Here is a 17,379-nt window from a genome sequence, read left to right on the forward strand (position 1 = left end):
CTGGGTGCGAATGACCCCGACGACACGACGAGTGGCGCGAGCCCTGGGGATGGCCGTGGCAACCGCCGCAGCCGCCGCGGTGGCCCTGGCCACGGCCGGGTCCGCCGGCGCGACACCCGGCCCCGATGCCACGAACCGCACCGGCCGGACCTCGATCGGCTCGGTGGGCGCCTCCGGGGTGCCGCGGCTCTCGACCGTGACGGCCCAGGCACTGCCCTCGGTGACCTGCCGCGCCGCCGAGGGGTTCAGCCGCATCACCAGTGGCCCGCTCTTCCGTCTCTCCGACAGCGCCCCGCTCGGGGGGGCCAACACCATGACGGAACTCGCTCAGGTCGGCAACGGCTGGACCGGCAGCAACTTCGCCTGGACCGCGGCGGGCGGTGACGGTGCGTTCTACGGCCTCACCTGGGCCGGCGAGCTCAAGTGGTACCGCTACAACGCCGGCACCTCCAGCTGGCGCACCGGGGCCGGGTCCATCGTGGGCAAGGGCTTCATTCCCAAGAAGAAGATCATCAACATCTCGCTGGGTGGTGACGGCAAGTTCTACGTCGTGTTCGCCACCGGTGACCTCTACCTCTTCCAGCACACCGGCCGGCTGACCGGGGCAGCCACCTGGGCCTCCGCGGCGGGTTGGAAGATCGGCTCCGGCTGGACCGGCAGCGAGATCATCATTCCCAACGGCGACGGCACGGTGTACCGGCAGTACCAGGGTGTCCTCTACTGGTACCGGCACTCCGACCCGGCCCTGGGTGCGGTGACCTGGCAGCGCAAGACCGCGATCGGCTCGGGCTGGAAGTTCTACGACGTGCTGTCCGCGGGCGCCGGCGTGCTCTACGCCACCGAGGGCGGGACCGGCCAGGTGCGTGTGTACCGCCACGCCGACCCGGTGGGGGGCACGGGAGTCTGGGCCACCAGTCAGGGCGTCCTGAAGCTGACCGCCCGTCCGGATTCCTTCGGCATCGGGATCGACCCGCTCGCCTGCAGCATCGTCTGACCTCGCTCACGATCGGAGACACCCGTGTTCCACCGCCGTTCGGCGCGCCCCCGTGTTGTGCGCAGGCTCGTTCTCGGAAGGCTGGGTCTGGCTGCCACGGTCACCGGCCTGGCCGCCGCCCTGACGGTGCAGGTGCCCGCCGCCCGGGCGGCCTCGGTCGCGGCCGCCTCCCCGACCTGTCGCACCGCCCAGGGTTTCGTGGCGGGGGCCACCGGCAAGCTCTACCGGGTCAGTGACCCCGACGTGGCGTCGTCCAACGCCTCACTGGCCGTCGGCGATCGTGTGGGTGGCGGGTGGACGTCGGCCCAGTTCGCGTGGATGGGTGCCGGCGGCGACGGCGTGCTCTACGGGCTCACCTGGGCCGGACAGATCAAGTGGTTCAAGTACGACGACACCGCCGCGCGGTGGGACGCCGCGAGTGGGCGGGTCGTGGGTGTCGGGTTCACTCCCGGCCGGGGCATCGTCAACATCGGGCTCGGTGTCGAGGGTCGCTTCTACGTGGTGCGTCCGACGGGCAAGCTCGTCGAGTTCCACCACACCGGATGGCAGAACGGCAGCGCCACCTGGGAGGAGGCCCAGGGGGAGCTGGTCGGCAGCGGGTGGAAGCCGGACGACGTGATCGTGCCCGTCGGGGACGGGTCGGTCTACCTGCAGCGTGACGCCCGGCTGTTCTGGTACCGACACTCCGACCCCACCGCGGGGCCGCTGTCCTGGACCCAGTCGCAGGTCGGCGGGGGCGGCTGGGTGATGACCTCGATCGTCTCGGCGGGCGGGGGCGTGCTCTACGCCACCACGCCGTCGGGTGCGGTGAAGCGCTATCAGCACCTCGACCCGATCGGCGGGGCCGCGCAGTGGACGGCCAACCTCGGGGTGGCGGCCGGGCCGAGTGTCGAGGCGACGAGCCTCGGGTTGGTCATCGACCCCGGCACCTGCAGCCTGCCCTGAGACGGAACCTCGAGGAATCCGGAACAAGCACGGCTCGCGATAGGTTCTCGCCTGCACGGCTCGCGGACGAGCCCCCACAGACGAGGCGGTGACCTGTTCCATGCAGATCTACGACGACGTGACCACACTCGTCGGCCGTACCCCCCTGGTCCGGTTGAACCGAATCATGGACGGCGCTGCCGCCACGGTCGTGGCCAAGCTCGAGTTCTACAACCCGGCCAGCAGCGTCAAGGACCGGATCGGCGTCTCGATGATCGAGGCCGCCGAGGCCTCCGGTGAGCTGAAGCAGGGCGGCACGATCGTCGAGGCCACCTCGGGCAACACCGGCATCGCGTTGGCCATGGTCGGCGCGGCCAAGGGCTACAAGGTCGTGCTGACCATGCCCGAGTCGATGAGCAAGGAACGTCGGGCGCTGCTGCGGGCCTACGGCGCCGAGCTGGTGCTGACCCCCGCGGCCGAGGGCATGAAGGGTGCTGTGGCCCGGGCCGAGGCGATCGGTGCCGAGTCGGGCGCCGTCCTGGTGCGTCAGTTCGCCAACCAGGCCAACCCCGAGGTCCACCGCCGCACCACGTTCGAGGAGATCTGGGCCGACACCGACGGCCAGGTCGCCGCGCTGGTGTCGGGGATCGGCACCGGCGGCACCATCACCGGCGTCGGCCAGGAGCTCAAGAAGCGCAACGCGGACATCAGGGTTGTCGCCGTCGAGCCCGCGGCGTCGCCGATCCTCAACGGCGGTCAGCCGGCCGGTCACCCGATCCAGGGCATCGGCGCGAACTTCGTCCCCGACATCCTCGACCGGTCGGTCTACGACGAGGTGCTGGACGCCCCGACCGAGGAGGCCGTGGCCTACGCGCGGCGCGCAGCCAAGGAGGAGGGCCTGCTGGTCGGCATCTCCTCGGGAGCCGCGTTGTGGGCGGCAGCCCAGGTTGCGCGGCGCGAGGAATTCGCCGGGAAGATCATCGTCGTGATCATCCCCAGCTATGGCGAGCGCTACCTGTCGACCCTGCTCTACTCGGATCTGATGGATTGATGTTCCGGGCGCGCCAGGACGGCACGAGGGGGCTCGCGATGGCGGCCGAGGAACGGATCGGCTGGCGGCTGCGGCTGCGCGAGGACGTCGATGCGGCCATCGCCCGCGACCCCGCGGTCCGCAGCAGGGTCGAGGTGGTGCTGGCCTACCCGGGGTTGCACTCGATCTGGGTTCACCACGGGGTCAGTCACCCGCTGTGGGTCCGGGGGCACCGGTTGGCGGCGCGGCTGGTCTCGCAGTGGATGCGGGGTCGGACCGGGATCGAGATCCACCCCGGGGCCACGATCGGACGGCGGTTCTTCATCGATCACGGCAACGGTGTGGTGATCGGCGAGACCGCCGAGGTGGGCAACGACGTGATGATCTACCACGACGTCACCCTGGGTGGTCGCAGCCTGGCCAAGGTGAAGCGCCACCCCACCGTCGAGGACGGCGTGACCATCGGGGCGGGAGCCCGCGTCCTGGGTCCGATCGTGATCGGTGCGGGAGCGCAGATCGGGGCCAACGCGGTCGTCGTCCGGGATGTGCCGGCCGGTGCGGTCGTGGTGGGCATCCCCGGTAGGGCACGGATCCCTGGGGGCGAGACGTTGCCCGAGTCACCCACGCCGGCCTCGGAGATCCCCGGTCCGGGTGAGATCGCGGTCGACCCGGCCATCTGGATCTGACCTCCGATGGGCGTTGCGACGCCCGGTGGGCGTCGGGCACGGTCCGTTGAGCGGCCCAGCTGCCCGAGATGATCGTCCGGGAGCCCGTCTGACCTGGTGGTTCGTGGGGCTTCGAGTCACTATCGGGACATGGCCAAACGGGCGCTGGGGCTCCTGGATGGGGGGCCGGCCAGCGGAACGCTGATTCAGTTGGACGAGCCGCACTGGGCTCCGTTGGGTTTGCTCACCCTCGATCTCGGGGGCCGGCGCGAGGTGGTGTACGTGCTGGCCAGGCAACGACGTCCGCCGGAGGGCACCCCGTGGCGCTACGTCCCCGAGGGCTCACCCGACGCGGCGATCGAGGACGAGCTGGGTCGCACGCACGGTGACGCCGCCAACGACGACCCGTTCGACGACTGACCCGCCCGGCACGTCAGACTGTGCGGCGTGGAACTCGGGCGGCTGCGGGCACGGCACATCGTGGTGGGCTGGCTGATCAGTCGCCTCGCCCTGGTCGTCCTGGTGGGCCTGACCGGGTATCTCATCGGATTCGATCGCGATCAACGCCGGGCCGACCCGTGGGCCTGGTGGGCCGGCCGGTTCTCGTGGGCCGATTCCTTCCACTATCTGCGCATCGCCGACAAGGGCTACCTGCCGCCCGGCCTGCCGTGCTGTGACCAGGCCTTCTTCCCCGGGTATCCGCTGGCGATCCGGTTCCTGACCCCGCTGCTCGGTGGCCGGCCCACGCTGGCCGGGCTGCTGATCAGCCACGTCGCCGCGGCGGTGGCTGCCGTCCTGCTGTGGCGTCTGGCCGTCCGGCTCACCGGTGATGCCCGGGTGGGGGTGCTCGCCGTGCTGCTGCTGGCGGTCACCCCGTACGGGGTGTTCCTGTCGGCGGTGTTCACCGAGGCGTTGTTCCTGGCGTTGTCGCTGGGGGCGTGGCTGGCGGGGGTGGAACGCCGCTGGTGGTGGGCCGGGATGCTGGCCGGGCTGGCGACCGTCGTCCGGGTGAACGGGGTGTTCCTGGCTGCTGGGCTGGCGCTGATGTATCTGTTGCAGTTGCGCCCGGCCGGCACGGCGGGGTGGGACGGCGGGTGGCGGCGGCCGCGGGTCGACGCCCTCGCGTTGCTCAGCCCGGCGATCGCGGTCGGTGGCTTCGTCGCGTACCTGCACGCGCGCACGGGGTCCTGGACGGCGTGGACGGACGCGCAGGTGATCGGCTGGGGACGGCGGACCGCCTGGCCGTGGCAGGGGATTCAGGGAGGGTGGCACGCCATCGGCCATGCCACCACGCCGGACCTGTTCGTCGCCTACGTCGCGGACGTCGGCTTCGCGCTGGCCGGGGTCGGGTTGGTGCTGGTGTTGCTCTGGCGGCGGCGCTGGGCCGAGACGGTCTATGTCGCGGCGAGTGTCGCCGTCCTGCTCTGTTCGACCACGGTGCAGTCGTCGCCGCGCTATGCACTGACGTGGTTTCCGGCCTACCTGGTGCTGGCCGAGGGGCTGGTGTGGCTGCGCGATCGGCGCCCCGGGATCTGGCCGTCGGTGGTGGTGATCGGGCTGAGCCTGCCGGTCATGGGCGCGATCGCGATCGCGCTGGCGGCTCACCTCTGGGTGGCCTGATCCACCTCGGCTCGAGCGGCTCGGGAGTGGTAGGCGGCGATCCAGTCGTCCACCTCGCGGGCGGGCATCGGCCGGGCGATGAAGTAGCCCTGCGCCAGGTCGATGCCCAGGGTGCGCAGGGCGTCGACCACTGCGGCGGTCTCGACGCCCTCGGCCACGATGCGCATGCCGAGGGCATGGGCCATGTCGGTGGTGGTGGAGACGATGGCGGCGCTGCGCTCGTCGGTGTCGATCTGCGCGACGAACTTACGGTCGATCTTGAGCTCGCGCAGCGGCAGGTCCCGCAGGTAGGCCAGGGAGGAGAAACCGGTGCCGTAGTCGTCGACCGAGACCTCGAACCCGGCCTGGTGGAGTTCTTCGATGACCTGTTGGGCGCGTTTACGGTCGGCCAGGAAGCTGTCCTCGGTGACCTCGACGACGAACAGTTCCCCGGGGAGTCCGGCCGCGGTGACCAGCTCGCGCAACAGCGCCATCGAGCCGCCGGTCAGCAGTTCGGCGGGCGCGACGTTCATGGCGACCTTGAGGTCGAGACCCGCCGTGTGCCAGCGGCCGGCGTCCGTGACGGCCAGCCGCATGGTGGTCTCGGTGAGGGCCGGCATCAGGCCGAAACGCCGTGCCAGGTCGAGGAACTCGCCGGGCGGGATCAGGCCGCGCTCCGGGTGCCGCCACCGCACCAGGGCCTCGACCGACGCGATGGTGTCGGTGGGCAGGTCGACCTGAGGCTGATACCAGAGCTCGAGTTGGTCGCCGGCGATGGCCTCGCGTAACTGGTCCCCGAGGCGGAGCCGATCGCGCGAGAAGATGTCCTGCTCGGGGTCGTAGGCGGCGTAGGGCAGGTGAGTGGATCGGGCCTGGGTCAGCGCGATGTCGCCGCGACGCAGCAGGTCACCGCCGTCGTGGATCTCGGCGTCGGGGGCGACCCCGCCGAATGTGGCGTCCAGGGTGAGCGAGAGCCCGGCGACGACCACCGACTGCCGGACGACGGTGCGCAGCCGCGCGGCGATGGCGGTGAGGTCGTCGGCGGTGACGTCGGGGTAGGCCAGGCAGAACTCGTCGGCGCCGAGCCGTGCCACGGTCACCGAGGCAGGTGCCGCCGCGCGCAGCCGCGTTCCGATGACGCGCAGCATGTCGTCCCCGGCGACGTGGCCCAAGGTGTCGTTCACCTCGGCGAAGCCGTTGAGGTCGAGCAACAGCAGGCCGATCGGGGGGCCGGTGGCCAGGGCGTCGTCCAGCGTGGTCAGGACGGAGCGACGATTCGGCAGCCCGGTGACGTCGTCCGTCAGGGACTGCCGGAAGGCGTCGGCGGCCTCGCGGGCGGTGCGCAGCCCGAGGATCAGCCGGGCGATGGCCGCGGACAGGGTGACCAGCGCGGGGCCGACGGCGATCAGTCGACTCGGGCCGGGGGGAACGAAGGCGAGCACCAGGGTGGCCGCCAGCAGCATGACGAGGGTGGCCACCGATCCTTGGGCGTCACCGTCCGGTGGGGGCGTCGAGCCCGTGGGCGCGGGCATCGGTGCCGGCAGGGTGCGGGCGGCGGCGGAGCCCAGGACCAGCATCGCGACGCCCCAGAGGACGTCGAGGGTCACCGGGTAGTGGTGGTGTTCTTGAACGACGTACCAGGTCAGGGCGCTGTCGGAGAAGATCATGCAGCTGATGCTGAGCAGGAGCAGCAGGCCGCTCGGTCGGACGGCGCGCTGTCGCCGGACCAGCTGAACCAGCACGAGGCACAAGGTCATCGTGTCGATGACCGCGAACAGCGGCTGCATCGAGGCCGCGCTGGAGGCCAGCGGCGAGGAGAGGATCAGGCTGGTGAGCGAGATCATGCCGCCGCTGGCGATGGCGGTGTCGAGCCAGACGGTCAGCGAGGTGTCGCTGTTGCGTCGTCGGTCCACGGCGAGGTAGGCGACCAGGCTGCCGAGCCCGGCGGTGAACATGGCGTCGGACGCGCTCGGGAAGGTGGTCGGCTGGGGAGAGCCCTGGGTGGCGGTGGTGTACACCACCGCGGCCATCCACTGCACATGGGTGATCAGCAGCAGGATCAACGCGGCGCGACGTTCGGGCGTGACCACGATCAGCCGGACCAGTCGGAACAGGATCAGGGCCATGACCGGGCCCATCAGGAACAGGGCGCGGTCGCGCTCGGCGGCGGGGCCGGTACCGGTGAGGAGCAGGTCGCGAGGGGCGGGGGACAGCACCGCCGCGAGCACGAACGGCCCGAGCAGCCCCAGCCAGCCACTCAGCGCCAGGACAGCGTCGAGCGCAGAGCGCCGGCTGGCCTGCGGTGCCACGGGTCTTGGCCCCCCACGAGTCGAGTCAAGTTCTCCTCTCGGCATCGGTAGGCGGCGAACCCGTCTGTGGGAGCGGCACGAGAAGCAGACCCGTTCGGCGTAACGGGGTGGTGGGCTTGACACGGCGGGGGCGGGGGCGTGGGGTCGGGGGCGTGAACAGACGAGTGGTGGTGACCGGGGCGGCGGGCAAGCTGGGCCGGGCGGTGGTGGCCGAGCTGGCGTCGTCCGGCTGGGACGTTTTGGCGGTCGACCGGGTGCGGGGCGCGGACGTCGCGGCCGGGGCGGCGGGGGGCGCGGCTGGGGGTGGGTCGGTGAGCTGGGTGGTGACCGATCTGACCGATTACGGCCAAGTGGTGTCGGTGATCGGCGGGACGGTCGACGAGCGCGGGCCGCGGGCGGACGCCGTGGTGCACCTGGCCGCGGTGCCGGCGCCCGGGCTGGTGCCGAACTCGGCGGTCTTCGCGAACAACGCGGTGGCGACGTGGAACGTGTTCGAGGCGGCGCGGGTGTGTGGGGTGCAGCGGGTGGTGTGGGCATCGAGCGAGACGGTGCTGGGGTTGCCGTTCGAGGTGCCGCCGCCGTATGCGCCGGTGGACGAGGAGTACTGGCCGCGCCCGGAGTCGACGTACTCGCTGACCAAGGTGCTCGAGGAGGAGATGGCCCGCCAGCTGTGCCGGTGGGATCCGGAGCGAACCATGGTGGGGTTGCGGTTCTCGAACGTGATGGACGTCGAGGACTATGCGGCGTTCCCCGCGTTCGATGCAGATCCGTTGGCGCGCAAGTGGAATCTGTGGGGGTACATCGATGCCCGGGACGGCGCCCAGGCGGTGCGCCGGGGCCTGGAGTGGGACGGGCGGGGGTGCGAGGTGTTCATCATCGCCAATGCCGACACCGTGATGTCGCGGTCGAGTGCCTCGCTGATGGCCGAGGTGTTCCCCGGGGTGGAGGTGCGTCGCGAGCTGGGCGAGCACGAGACATTGCTGGGCATCGACAAGGCGCGGCGGGTGCTGGGGTACGAGCCGCAGCACTCGTGGCGCGACCACGCCACCCCTCGGTGATCATGTAATCCGTGCACGTTTGCTGTGTGAACCGGGCGGTCGACAACGCATCGAGTTCGTGGGCCAGAGTGGGGGTGAGTCGATTGGACAGCACTCGGCCCGTGGGCGGCAGAATGGGGTCGCACCGAGGAGGGCTGACCGAGAGGCCTATGGTGGCGGTCTTGAAAACCGCTAGCGCGTAACCATCCGTGCTCGGGGGTTCGAATCCCTCGCCCTCCGCTGACTTATGATCATGCCTTTGACGTGCAGTTATGCGGCTTTTCAAGATCAATAAAAGATCTTGAGAGTGTGGGCGCGATAGCGCCGTGCGAAACCGCTGGTCACGGCCCCATGTGGCCGGAAGGCACGTCCGCAGGAGGTGTTCGAAATGCGTTCGTGCTGGTCAGCGCCCCGATGGCTCACGGTGACGCCGATCATGGAAGGTGACTGATCGACTAGTGAGTGGTCGTGCCAGTGGCCCATTTGTGGTCTGATCAGCCCGGCGTCAGGTACCCGGAGGGGTATCCGACGGGGAGAAGCCGGGTCCGTGGCGGGCACCGCAGGTCGGCGATGAATGTCGTGAGCTTAGTTCCGTGTCCGTCGCCTATTCGCGTTCGTGGGTGGATCAGGCGATGCGGCGGACGGCAGGTGTTCGACGAGATGGGGCCCCGCAGTGCGCGGTCGGGGAGACCTGCCTACGGCGGCCAGCATGGAATGTGGACCAGAGGGAGAGCGAGCGCTGGCGGGTCCGGCGTCCGCGTGCCGATACCTTTCGGTAGGCGTCGGCGAGGAATCCGAACTCGGGTCAACTTGCTACGGCGCTGCGGTTGACGGTCTTGGCCAGTGTGAACGCGGCCATCTCGGAAGATTCCACGTGGATGAACCACCCGGGCGTCCCGAGCGCCTCAGAACCTCTGCGAGCGCGACGGGAACCGCTCGCGAAGGTTCTTGCCTGTGCCAACGGCATCACCGGAACCAGGGTCGTCTCGTTGACGAACGGCGCCACCTGCGAGCGCCGCGGAATCAGACCCGCGTACCAAGCCCCATCGACGTTTTCGTCGGCGGCGGCTCGCACAGCGTGCCCGCACTGTCATGTGCGGCTTGGTTGTGGCGTGAAGGACGAACTGTGGGGCATCCTCTCTCAACGCTCCGCATTGCAGGGCAGCCCGGCTGACCAACCCGGGCGTGGTGGCAGGAATGGGACGAAGCACCTCGGGGAGCGGCGTCCGAATGCCTCCATCTGGTAGACCCGTGAACGTGACCATCGAAACGGTCAGTGGCCAGAAGCTCCGACCGGAGGGCAACGACGACCTCGGCAACGGCCATGGTCTCGACCTGAGAGCGCGGGTGGAGCTGGCGATGTCACGCCTGTTCCTGGCGGTCAGGGTGCCCACTCTGATCGTGGCCGTCGCCTCGCTGGCATCCGAGTACCGGCATCTGGACAGTCGGGGGCTGGCCACAGTCTGTGTGGTGGTGAGCCTGGTGGAGAATCTGGCCCTGACCGTCCTCATCGTCCGTCGGCGACGGCTGGATCAGTGGTGGCTGCTGGCCCTAGACGCGTGCGTGCAGGCAGCTCTGATGGTCGCCTCACACCTGGCGACGACGAGCACTGATCGTTACCGCATCCGCGGCTGGTTTCAACCGATGGCAGTGAACGTCGTCGCTGCACTTCCGTTGGCGCGCAGCGTGGTTCTCGTCGTGGTTGGGACAACGCTGCTCGCCGCAACCCTGACCGCCGTTGCCCTGCAGCCCGATACGTCCCTGGCCTGGCTGGTGCAGAACCCCGGCGGACTCGGCGGTTTGGCCGTGGCGGGCTGGTTCGTGATTCGCTTCGTGCGGCAGATCGCCCTGGAGGCCGAACACGCGCACGACCAGGCGGTTCGGGCCTCCGCCGAGCTGGAGAAGGCCCGGGCGCGGGACCTGGTACACGATCCGGCCGGCACGCTAGAACGGCTCGCCGACCTTGCCCAGGGGGTCGGTCTTCAGCTGCAACACCTGCTGCAGGCATCGACACCCCCGGCCACGTCAGCCGAGGCGGCCCAGTCCGAGACCGGGTTGGTGTTGTGTCGTCGATTGCAGGACGAGGTCGTCCGGGCGCGCCACAGCGCCTCTGACTTCCGGACGTTCCTCCAGGGCCGCGCCCGCGCCGTCGGTGACCTCGAGGACGTGCTCGTGCGTCTTCGTGACCAGTTCCCCGATCTGCCCATCCATCTCGTCTTGGGAGAGTTGCATGGCGCCATGGAATCGCGCGTTCTCATCGCCATCGAGTCGGCCGTGCGGACGGTCTTCGCCAATACGCTGCGCTACGCCGGGCGGGGAACGCCCGTCGACGTTTTCGCCGAGGTCGGCCCAGGGCAGTGGACCGTTCGGGTCACCGATCGAGGGCCAGGCTTCGATCCGAGGCGCACCTCCTACGGTCACGGTCTGTCGGCTCAAGTCGTTCAGGCCATTCGCCAGGTCGGCGGACAGGTGGTGATCGATGCGGTGCCGCGGCAAGGCGTGAGTGTCGAACTGTCCGGGCCACCGAGCGGCGGTCCGCCGTCGAGCTGATGTCCGCAGGCGTGCTGCTCGCACCGTGTGCGCTTGGGGCATCTGCCGGATGCGAAAGCCGCAGCGTTGGATCATCATGGGGCGCCATGGCTGACGACCGGTAGCTCGCCCGCCAGGTAGTTCGCGCCGCCCTGGGTGCGAACCCGGGGAAGGACACGACAGTGATCGCTATCGCGGTAGTGGACGACGACACGTTGATGCGCAGGGCATTTCTGGACGGCATCGATCCGCGTGTCAGGGCCGTGGCCGTCGTGCCCAGGGTGGAACACCTCCCCGCCACGGTCGCGACGGACTGTTCGGCCATCGTTGTCGATCTGCGGCTGCGGACCGCCTCGAGTCCCGACCAGGACGTCGTCCAGGGCACCGCGGCAGTGCTGTACGCGCTGCGCTTCGGGCTGCCGATCCTGATCTACACCAACGAGCAGCGCCTCGAGGTCTTGGCGGCATGCATGGCCATCGGAGCCAAAGGTCTGGTCTTCAAGGCGGACTCGCTCGAGGACCTAGTGGAGGGGCTGCTTCAGGTCGGGGAGGGCGCCACGTTCGTAACGCCTGCTGCCGCCGGTCTGCTCGCCCGACTGAATGCCTTGCGCAGCAATGGTCTTGCACTGACCGACCGTCAGATCGATGTCCTCAAGCTGAGGGCGAGCGGATTCGACCGCCAACGCATTGCTTCGCGGCTCAGCCTCTCGACCAAGACGGTTGAATCCCATATCGCGGCGGTCGGGCTCGTCTACGCCGACTACCTGCGTGAGCATGGGACGGGGCAACTGCTGCATGACCTCGGTCTCGAGGACGGCGACCTCGTCGACCCGAGGCACTTGCCGCGACGGCGCCGTCGACGCCTGAGCTGAGCATGCCGCGCAAGTTGGGTGATCTGCCGGATGTGATCGACTCCGCGGCGGCGGGAGGGTCTCCTCATGCGGCCGAGCGGCCGCAGATGAGGAGGTAGTGCCAGCATGATGCCCACGACCCGCACCGTCCGCAGGCCGCGGCTACTGATCACCGGCGCGAGCCTGGCCACGGCCGGTCTCGTCGCTCTCGCCCCCATGGCTCAAGCGGTGGCGGGCTACCACACCAGCGCCGCCGGTGTTCGGGTGCGCAGTGGAGCCTCCACTGCCACCACCCAGGTGAACACCATCACCGCCTCAGGCACGGCGATCGACATCGCCTGCCAGACGCCGGGGCAGACCGTCACACAGTCAGGTTTCGGCACCTCGCCGGTGTGGGACCGTGTGCCGGCCTGGGGTGGCTACATCTCCGATCTGTTCGTGCAGGAGACGCCATACGCCCAGTTCGACCGCCGCATCCCCGGGTGCGGGCGACCCTCGTCCGCACAGTCCATCGGCTACAACCCCTTCGCGGCCAACTACTCCAATCAGTGCACCTACTACGCCGAGCAACGCATGAAGGGTTTCACCGGGCTCTACATGCCCGTGTACGGGAACGCCTACCAGTGGGCCTCGCAGGCGGCCGCAGCCGGCTGGCACGTCAGCAGCGCCCCGGCGTTGAGCTCGGTCGCGGTCTTCCCTGCCGGAGCCTTCGGCTCGAGTGTCGGCCACGTCGCCTGGGTGATCGACTACAACGCGACCTCCGTGCGGATCCAGGATTACAACTGGAACTTCAAAGGCGCCGTCATGACCGACCACTGGGTGACCGTCCCCGCGGGAACGAAGTACATCTACGGCGATCGGTGATCTCCGACAGCACGCGAGCCGGGCAGGCCCCCGAGGGCCTGCCCGGCTCGCGTCTGCGTTTCCGCGGCGCCCGCTACTCGCCGTCATTTTCCACAAACGATATGAAATGTCCTGATTGAAGCTCATCGTGAGTTCTGATGCGGTGGTGGCGAGAAGAGAACGTTCGGTGGGATTTGCCGACTCTCCTGCATTCTCGGTCCATCTCGTTCAGAATCGGCTACGGGGAATGAGTTCGATGGGGGAGGGCATGGAGCTTGACCCGGTTTCCCGGACACCTTGATGTTGCCCCGGTTCTACTGACACGGGGCTGAGGAGTCGAGGGTTCGTTGGTGGTGGGTGTTCTCGAACTGTAGGGGGCTGATCCAGCCCAGGGCGGAGTGGCGGCGGGTGCGGTTGTAGAACCCTTAATGGCATCTGTAGGGACGCCTGTAGAACGCTTGGCCGGTCAGGTCTGAGATCGAGAGGGGCGCCCGCGCGGCTCGCCGTCCGGCTGTTCGGTTCAGTCGGGCGGCGTGTCTGCACGGCGTTGATCATTGTTCGCTGAAGGCTGGCAGGGTTGGCCGGCGGGGTTCAGTCATCGATTGTTCGTAGACCGCAGAGTCTTGCTCGGGTGCAGGCGCCGCAGGCAGCGGGGGTAACGGCTCGTGGGATGTCGTGCCTGGAGCACTGTCCATTAGGGCGCTGTGACCCCCGGGTGAATTCGATGCAGCAGAGGGGAGCCTGACCGATGACGGGTGTGGCCTGCGGGATCGACTGGGCCGAGGATCACCATGATGTGGCGATCGTCGACGAGACCGGTGCCGTGGTGGTGGCGGAGCGGATCACTCATGATGCGGCGGGGTTGACCCGGCTGCTGGAGCTGCTCGCTGCTCATGATCGGGCTCCGAGAGCGTTGCCGGTGGCGATCGAGACCAGTGGTGGCCTGCTGGTGGCTGGGTTGCGGGCCGCGGGCCGCATGGTGTTCGCGATCAACCCGTTGGCGGTCTCGCGGTACCGGGACCGGTACCGTTCCAGCGGCGGCAAGTCCGACGCGTTCGACGCGATGGTGTTGGCCGATGTGCTGCGCACCGATCGGTCGGCGCACCGGCCGCTGCCCCAGGACACGGCGCAGGTGCAGGCCCTGCGGGTGCTGACGCGGGCGCAGCAGGACGCGATCTGGGAACGCACCGAGCTGTGCAATCGGATCCGTGCGCTGCTCAAGTCGTTCTTCCCGGCCGCGTTGGCGGCTTTCGAACGCGGCGGCAAGCATCAACTCCACTCAGCGGCCTGCGCTCCTCCCAAGTTCGATCATGCCGTTGTCCACGCTCGAGGCGACCCGTCCCATGGATCCGAGTAGCGCCGCGGTGCGGAGTCGGTGACCGAAAACCCAACTGGTGTATTGGCTTCCGCGGTCGGAGTGCACGATCACGCCGGGTTCGGGGCGGCGCCGCCAGCGGGCCATCTCCAGGGCGTCCACGACCAGGTCCGAGCGCATGTGATCAGCGATCGACCAGCCCACCACGGTGCGGGAGAACACGTCCAGCACCGCGCAGCAGTACACCTTCCCCTCACCCGTGGGGTGTTCGGTGACATCGGTGCACCACAACCGGTCCGGGGCGTCGGCGACGAACCGGCGCTGCACCAGGTCGTCGTGGGTGGCGGTGTCGGGGCGTCGGCGCGTCTTGCGTTTCCCGCCGACCCCGACCAGACCGTTCGCGCGCATCAACCGTGCCACCCGTTTGCGGCCGCACCGGTGGTCCAGGCCGAGCCGGAGTTCGGCGTGCACCCGCGGGGACCCGTAGGTGCCGCGGGAGCCTTCGTGGACCGGCGGTGATGGTCTCCACCAGCTCGGCGTCGGCCACCGCACGAGCCGAATCGGGCCGGTCGCGCCACTCGTAGTAGCCCGAGCGTGAGACCTCGAGCACCCGGCAGGCCACCGCGACATCGACCTCCAGGTCGCTGTCGTCGGCGAGTTCACGGACCAACCGGTACGTCATTTTGGGTCGCTCTTGGGCAGGATGTTCTCCCGCGCGAAGTAGGCACTGGCCCGTTTGAGGATCTCGATCTCCATGGCCTGGACCCGGACCTCGCGGCGCAACCGGACCAGCTCGGCCCGCTCCGGGCTGCTCAGGCCCTCGGCGCGGCCGGCGTCGACATCGTCCTTGGCCATCCAGTTCCGCAGGCACGACTCACTGATCCCCAGATCCTTCGCGATCGCCGCGATCGGTTTGTCCCCGAGGCGGGCCAACTCGACCGCTCGGCGACGGAACTCCGGTGGGTGTGCTGCAGGCATACAGGACTCCTTCCCAAGATGAAGATCATCATCTCAGATCAGGTGTCCGGGAAACCGGGTCAAGCTCCGAACTCTACCTGCTACCAATGTGGGGAAGTCCTCGCTTCGCCCCTTCCTTCCTGATGTTCCAGATGCCCGGACCCACGGTCATCGTCTGTGGTCGACACCGCAAGGACTTCGGCCCACCTGTGAACAGCGGGTACCTCGGTGCGGGGCACTGAAATGGGCGAACGAGAACACTTGGCCGCTGTTGATCCGTAGCATTGGCTAGCCCCGCAGTCAACGACACGAGCGCCGGGCAGGGGAGGGGTCTGTCGTGGGCGACACGGTGGTGCACCAGCTGGCTGGGTTGCCTGGGGGCGCCTGAGTTTGAGGGAAGGCCATGCAGGCAAGGCCAGCGCGCGGGTTCCGATGAAGGTCGCTGACCTGTGGAGAGCCGTTTGCTCGTGCAATAGGGGGATCGGAGGGCGGAGGGTACATGGGGTTGCTTGACAGGTTCGGCCGTGGCCGCCAGGGCGCGGGAACAGTCACCCGCGGGTGGGGTGAGTTGGAGGAGGACCTGTATCAGTTCGGGCTGTATGAGGTCCGGCCCCTGAAGGCTCCTGATCGGGCGCGTGCTGTCGGCCCTCAGATCGAACTCAAGTATTACCGGCAAGCCATCGCGGGACCGACCCGGTTTGCGCAGGAGGTCATGACGGCGGCCCGTCACCGTGGTGGTTGGGTGTCCTATGGGGGGATGCGGCTGCTGAACTCCTTGCTGGGACCCGGGGAGATCCAGGCGGTCTTCGACGAGGTGAGCGATCTCGCCTTCGCTTTCCTCCGCTCACGCAACATCAACTTCGTGTACCTGTCGATGAGGGAGATCGACTGGTGGGTCGCCCACCACCCCGGTGAGGACTACCTGACGCGTCGGGCACCTCGGCCACCGCGGGAGGGGTCGGTGACGCCACTAGCCCCAGGTGAACGCCGTCGGTTGGCGCACATGGGGCCAGACGGCAACAACAACGACATCTATGTGTTCGCAGCGCCAGGTGCGTTCCAGGCCATCGTTGTCACCCCAGGGGCGAGCTGGGCCGATGCCGTGCGACGGCCCTGGCAGAGCGCCCCGGACCTGTATGGGCTCTATGTCGAGGTAGCAGAGGCCATGCGCTGTGAGCCGCCATGGTGCGAGCAACAGCTCAAGGCGTTCATCCCGCTGGACCTCCCGAACTTCACTCCCTGACCACCCTGGTCCGGCGGGGACACCCTCGGTCTACGGGCACGCAACCTTGATCGGCATCGAGAAACACAACAGAGAGGTTTGATCACCATGGGTCTGATGGACCACAGGGCCAGCTGGGAGTTCCATGTGAACGCTCCCGCCAGCGATTGCATCACTGCATTCGCCCAGGCTATGACGGGGGGGTCGAAGTTCAGCCTGACGGCGTCGTCCTGGAAGGTCGTCCCTTTCGGCGGCGGCGCGGATGCCGTATATCAGGGCCGGGGCGGCGCTATCGGCGCCCTGACAGCGCTGACCGGTCAGGGCGGCCCGGAAGAAGACTCTGCCGTGGGAAGCAAGGTCGAGTTCCGGACCCAACCCAGTGGAGATGGACGGACCATTTGCCGGATGCACCTCGCCCAGTCCGGAAGACGGGTGGGGTTCACCTCTGACGCACGGTTCATACGTCCCGCGATGCAGCGCGTCGAAGCTGGCCTCCGCCAGATCGACTCCTCGCTGAGTGTGACCAAGCACTAACCTCGCGGGCTTGTGGCCAGAGAACGACCGCTGGGGCGAGTCAAGCGCCCACGGGAGCATCAACCGAAGTTGAAAGGAAATGATGAAGGACGTGGAACCAACCGAGGCGGACTTCGAGGCCTACTCGAGTGCCCTGAACGCCCTTGAAGCCGCTTATCCCAGAGGGCCGGAATCACAGAATTTCGAGATGTTTCAAGTCCCCGGTTCGAAGCAGGATCAAGTGATCCTGCTCATGGTTTCGGTGGGGACACGCATTTGGTCCAGCCATTTCCATCTAGAGATGAAGGTCATATTGGGGTCGCTGGAACACGTGAATCTCCCCCTGGCCTGCTCGATGGCGGGGATGCTGCGCGGCGGTGTCGTGATACACGAGAAGGAACCCTTCCCCGTGATGTATCAGGAGTCGTGGCCACTTCCAGACGTTGATCCGGCCGATGTCGTGCAGACGGCATTGGCCCTCGGCATGGCTGCCGGTTTCTATCACTCATCTTGATCATTCACGGGTGAGGTGAGCCTGCGTTCACGGTCGGGTATTGTGGATGTTCACCCCCTGTGTCGGGGCGGAGTCGA

The 17,379-nt window shown here is 68.4% G+C and carries 16 protein-coding genes and 1 tRNA gene; 14 read left to right on the plus strand and 3 right to left on the minus strand.

The genetic code is table 11. The features are described from left to right. The first annotated feature begins 10 nt into the window (after positions 1–10). The 6 genes from IPK24_21315 (at position 11) to IPK24_21340 (ending at position 5,233) form a co-directional block, all read left to right on the plus strand. Entirely contained in the window at positions 11–994 is a 984-nt protein-coding gene (locus tag IPK24_21315) for a hypothetical protein (GenBank protein ID MBK8078029.1), read from the plus strand. 57 nt (positions 995–1,051) lie between these two features. Continuing rightward, entirely contained in the window at positions 1,052–1,939 is an 888-nt protein-coding gene (locus IPK24_21320; GenBank protein MBK8078030.1) for a hypothetical protein, read from the plus strand. A 100-nt stretch (positions 1,940–2,039) separates the two neighbouring features. Continuing rightward, positions 2,040–2,969: a cysteine synthase A gene (cysK, locus tag IPK24_21325; protein MBK8078031.1), complete on the plus strand. Its 930-nt coding sequence runs from the start codon at positions 2,040–2,042 to the stop codon at positions 2,967–2,969. A gap of 38 nt (positions 2,970–3,007) precedes the next feature. Next, positions 3,008–3,634 carry a serine O-acetyltransferase gene (cysE, locus tag IPK24_21330; protein ID MBK8078032.1) on the plus strand — a complete coding sequence of 209 codons (627 nt, stop codon included), beginning with the start codon at positions 3,008–3,010 and terminating at the stop codon, positions 3,632–3,634. Positions 3,635–3,763: 129 nt separating this feature from the next. Continuing rightward, positions 3,764–4,033 (plus strand): hypothetical protein, encoded by a 270-nt coding sequence (locus IPK24_21335; protein ID MBK8078033.1) that lies wholly within the window; start codon positions 3,764–3,766, stop codon positions 4,031–4,033. Positions 4,034–4,060: 27 nt separating this feature from the next. Further along, complete coding sequence (locus tag IPK24_21340) at positions 4,061–5,233, plus strand: glycosyltransferase family 39 protein (protein MBK8078034.1); 1,173 nt, start codon at positions 4,061–4,063, stop codon at positions 5,231–5,233. Here IPK24_21340 and IPK24_21345 read toward each other — a convergent pair. Next, positions 5,215–7,521, minus strand: coding sequence for a bifunctional diguanylate cyclase/phosphodiesterase (locus tag IPK24_21345; GenBank protein ID MBK8078035.1), 2,307 nt, complete (start codon positions 7,519–7,521; stop codon positions 5,215–5,217). The genes IPK24_21340 and IPK24_21345 overlap by 19 nt on opposite strands. A gap of 152 nt (positions 7,522–7,673) precedes the next feature. Between IPK24_21345 and IPK24_21350 the strand changes: the two genes are divergently transcribed. From IPK24_21350 to IPK24_21375, 6 genes are all read left to right on the plus strand, one after another. Further along, entirely contained in the window at positions 7,674–8,579 is a 906-nt protein-coding gene (locus tag IPK24_21350; protein ID MBK8078036.1) for an NAD(P)-dependent oxidoreductase, read from the plus strand. Between the two features lie 128 nt (positions 8,580–8,707). After that, positions 8,708–8,798, plus strand: a tRNA-Ser gene (locus IPK24_21355). A 1,017-nt stretch (positions 8,799–9,815) separates the two neighbouring features. Continuing rightward, complete coding sequence (locus IPK24_21360) at positions 9,816–11,108, plus strand: hypothetical protein (protein MBK8078037.1); 1,293 nt, start codon at positions 9,816–9,818, stop codon at positions 11,106–11,108. 161 nt (positions 11,109–11,269) lie between these two features. Then, a complete protein-coding gene (locus IPK24_21365) occupies positions 11,270–11,959 on the plus strand; it encodes a response regulator transcription factor (protein ID MBK8078038.1) in 690 nt (229 codons plus the stop codon). A gap of 105 nt (positions 11,960–12,064) precedes the next feature. Next, positions 12,065–12,802, plus strand: coding sequence for a CHAP domain-containing protein (locus IPK24_21370; GenBank protein MBK8078039.1), 738 nt, complete (start codon positions 12,065–12,067; stop codon positions 12,800–12,802). A 727-nt stretch (positions 12,803–13,529) separates the two neighbouring features. Then, the gene (locus tag IPK24_21375) at positions 13,530–14,138 is read left to right on the plus strand and encodes an IS110 family transposase (GenBank protein MBK8078040.1); all 609 of its coding nucleotides are present in this window, start codon (positions 13,530–13,532) and stop codon (positions 14,136–14,138) included. Here the strand turns inward: IPK24_21375 and IPK24_21380 are convergent. Both IPK24_21380 and IPK24_21385 read right to left on the minus strand, forming a co-directional pair. Then, complete coding sequence (locus IPK24_21380) at positions 14,061–14,567, minus strand: IS3 family transposase (protein MBK8078041.1); 507 nt, start codon at positions 14,565–14,567, stop codon at positions 14,061–14,063. The genes IPK24_21375 and IPK24_21380 overlap by 78 nt on opposite strands. Positions 14,568–14,774: 207 nt before the next feature. Next, on the minus strand, positions 14,775–15,074 hold the full coding sequence (locus IPK24_21385; GenBank protein ID MBK8078042.1) for a transposase: 300 nt from the start codon (positions 15,072–15,074) through the stop codon (positions 14,775–14,777). Positions 15,075–15,621: 547 nt separating this feature from the next. Between IPK24_21385 and IPK24_21390 the strand changes: the two genes are divergently transcribed. After that, entirely contained in the window at positions 15,622–16,296 is a 675-nt protein-coding gene (locus IPK24_21390) for a hypothetical protein (protein MBK8078043.1), read from the plus strand. A 604-nt stretch (positions 16,297–16,900) separates the two neighbouring features. Further along, on the plus strand, positions 16,901–17,302 hold the full coding sequence (locus tag IPK24_21395; protein MBK8078044.1) for a hypothetical protein: 402 nt from the start codon (positions 16,901–16,903) through the stop codon (positions 17,300–17,302). The last annotated feature ends 77 nt before the right edge of the window (positions 17,303–17,379 follow it).

The sequence above is a fragment of the Kineosporiaceae bacterium genome, from assembly GCA_016713225.1.
Classification (GTDB): Bacteria; Actinomycetota; Actinomycetes; order Actinomycetales; family Kineosporiaceae; genus JADJPO01.

Bases quoted from the DNA above. Each gene is read 5' to 3' on its own strand.
- IPK24_21315 (MBK8078029.1), top strand. From the start codon at position 11: ATGACCCCGACGACACGACGAGTGGCGCGAGCCCTGGGGATGGCCGTG.
- cysK (MBK8078031.1), top strand. From the start codon at position 2,040: ATGCAGATCTACGACGACGTGACCACACTCGTCGGCCGTACCCCCCTG.
- cysE (MBK8078032.1), top strand. From the start codon at position 3,008: ATGGCGGCCGAGGAACGGATCGGCTGGCGGCTGCGGCTGCGCGAGGAC.
- IPK24_21335 (MBK8078033.1), top strand. From the start codon at position 3,764: ATGGCCAAACGGGCGCTGGGGCTCCTGGATGGGGGGCCGGCCAGCGGA.
- IPK24_21370 (MBK8078039.1), top strand. From the start codon at position 12,065: ATGATGCCCACGACCCGCACCGTCCGCAGGCCGCGGCTACTGATCACC.
- IPK24_21375 (MBK8078040.1), top strand. From the start codon at position 13,530: ATGACGGGTGTGGCCTGCGGGATCGACTGGGCCGAGGATCACCATGAT.
- IPK24_21385 (MBK8078042.1), bottom strand. From the start codon at position 15,074: ATGCCTGCAGCACACCCACCGGAGTTCCGTCGCCGAGCGGTCGAGTTG.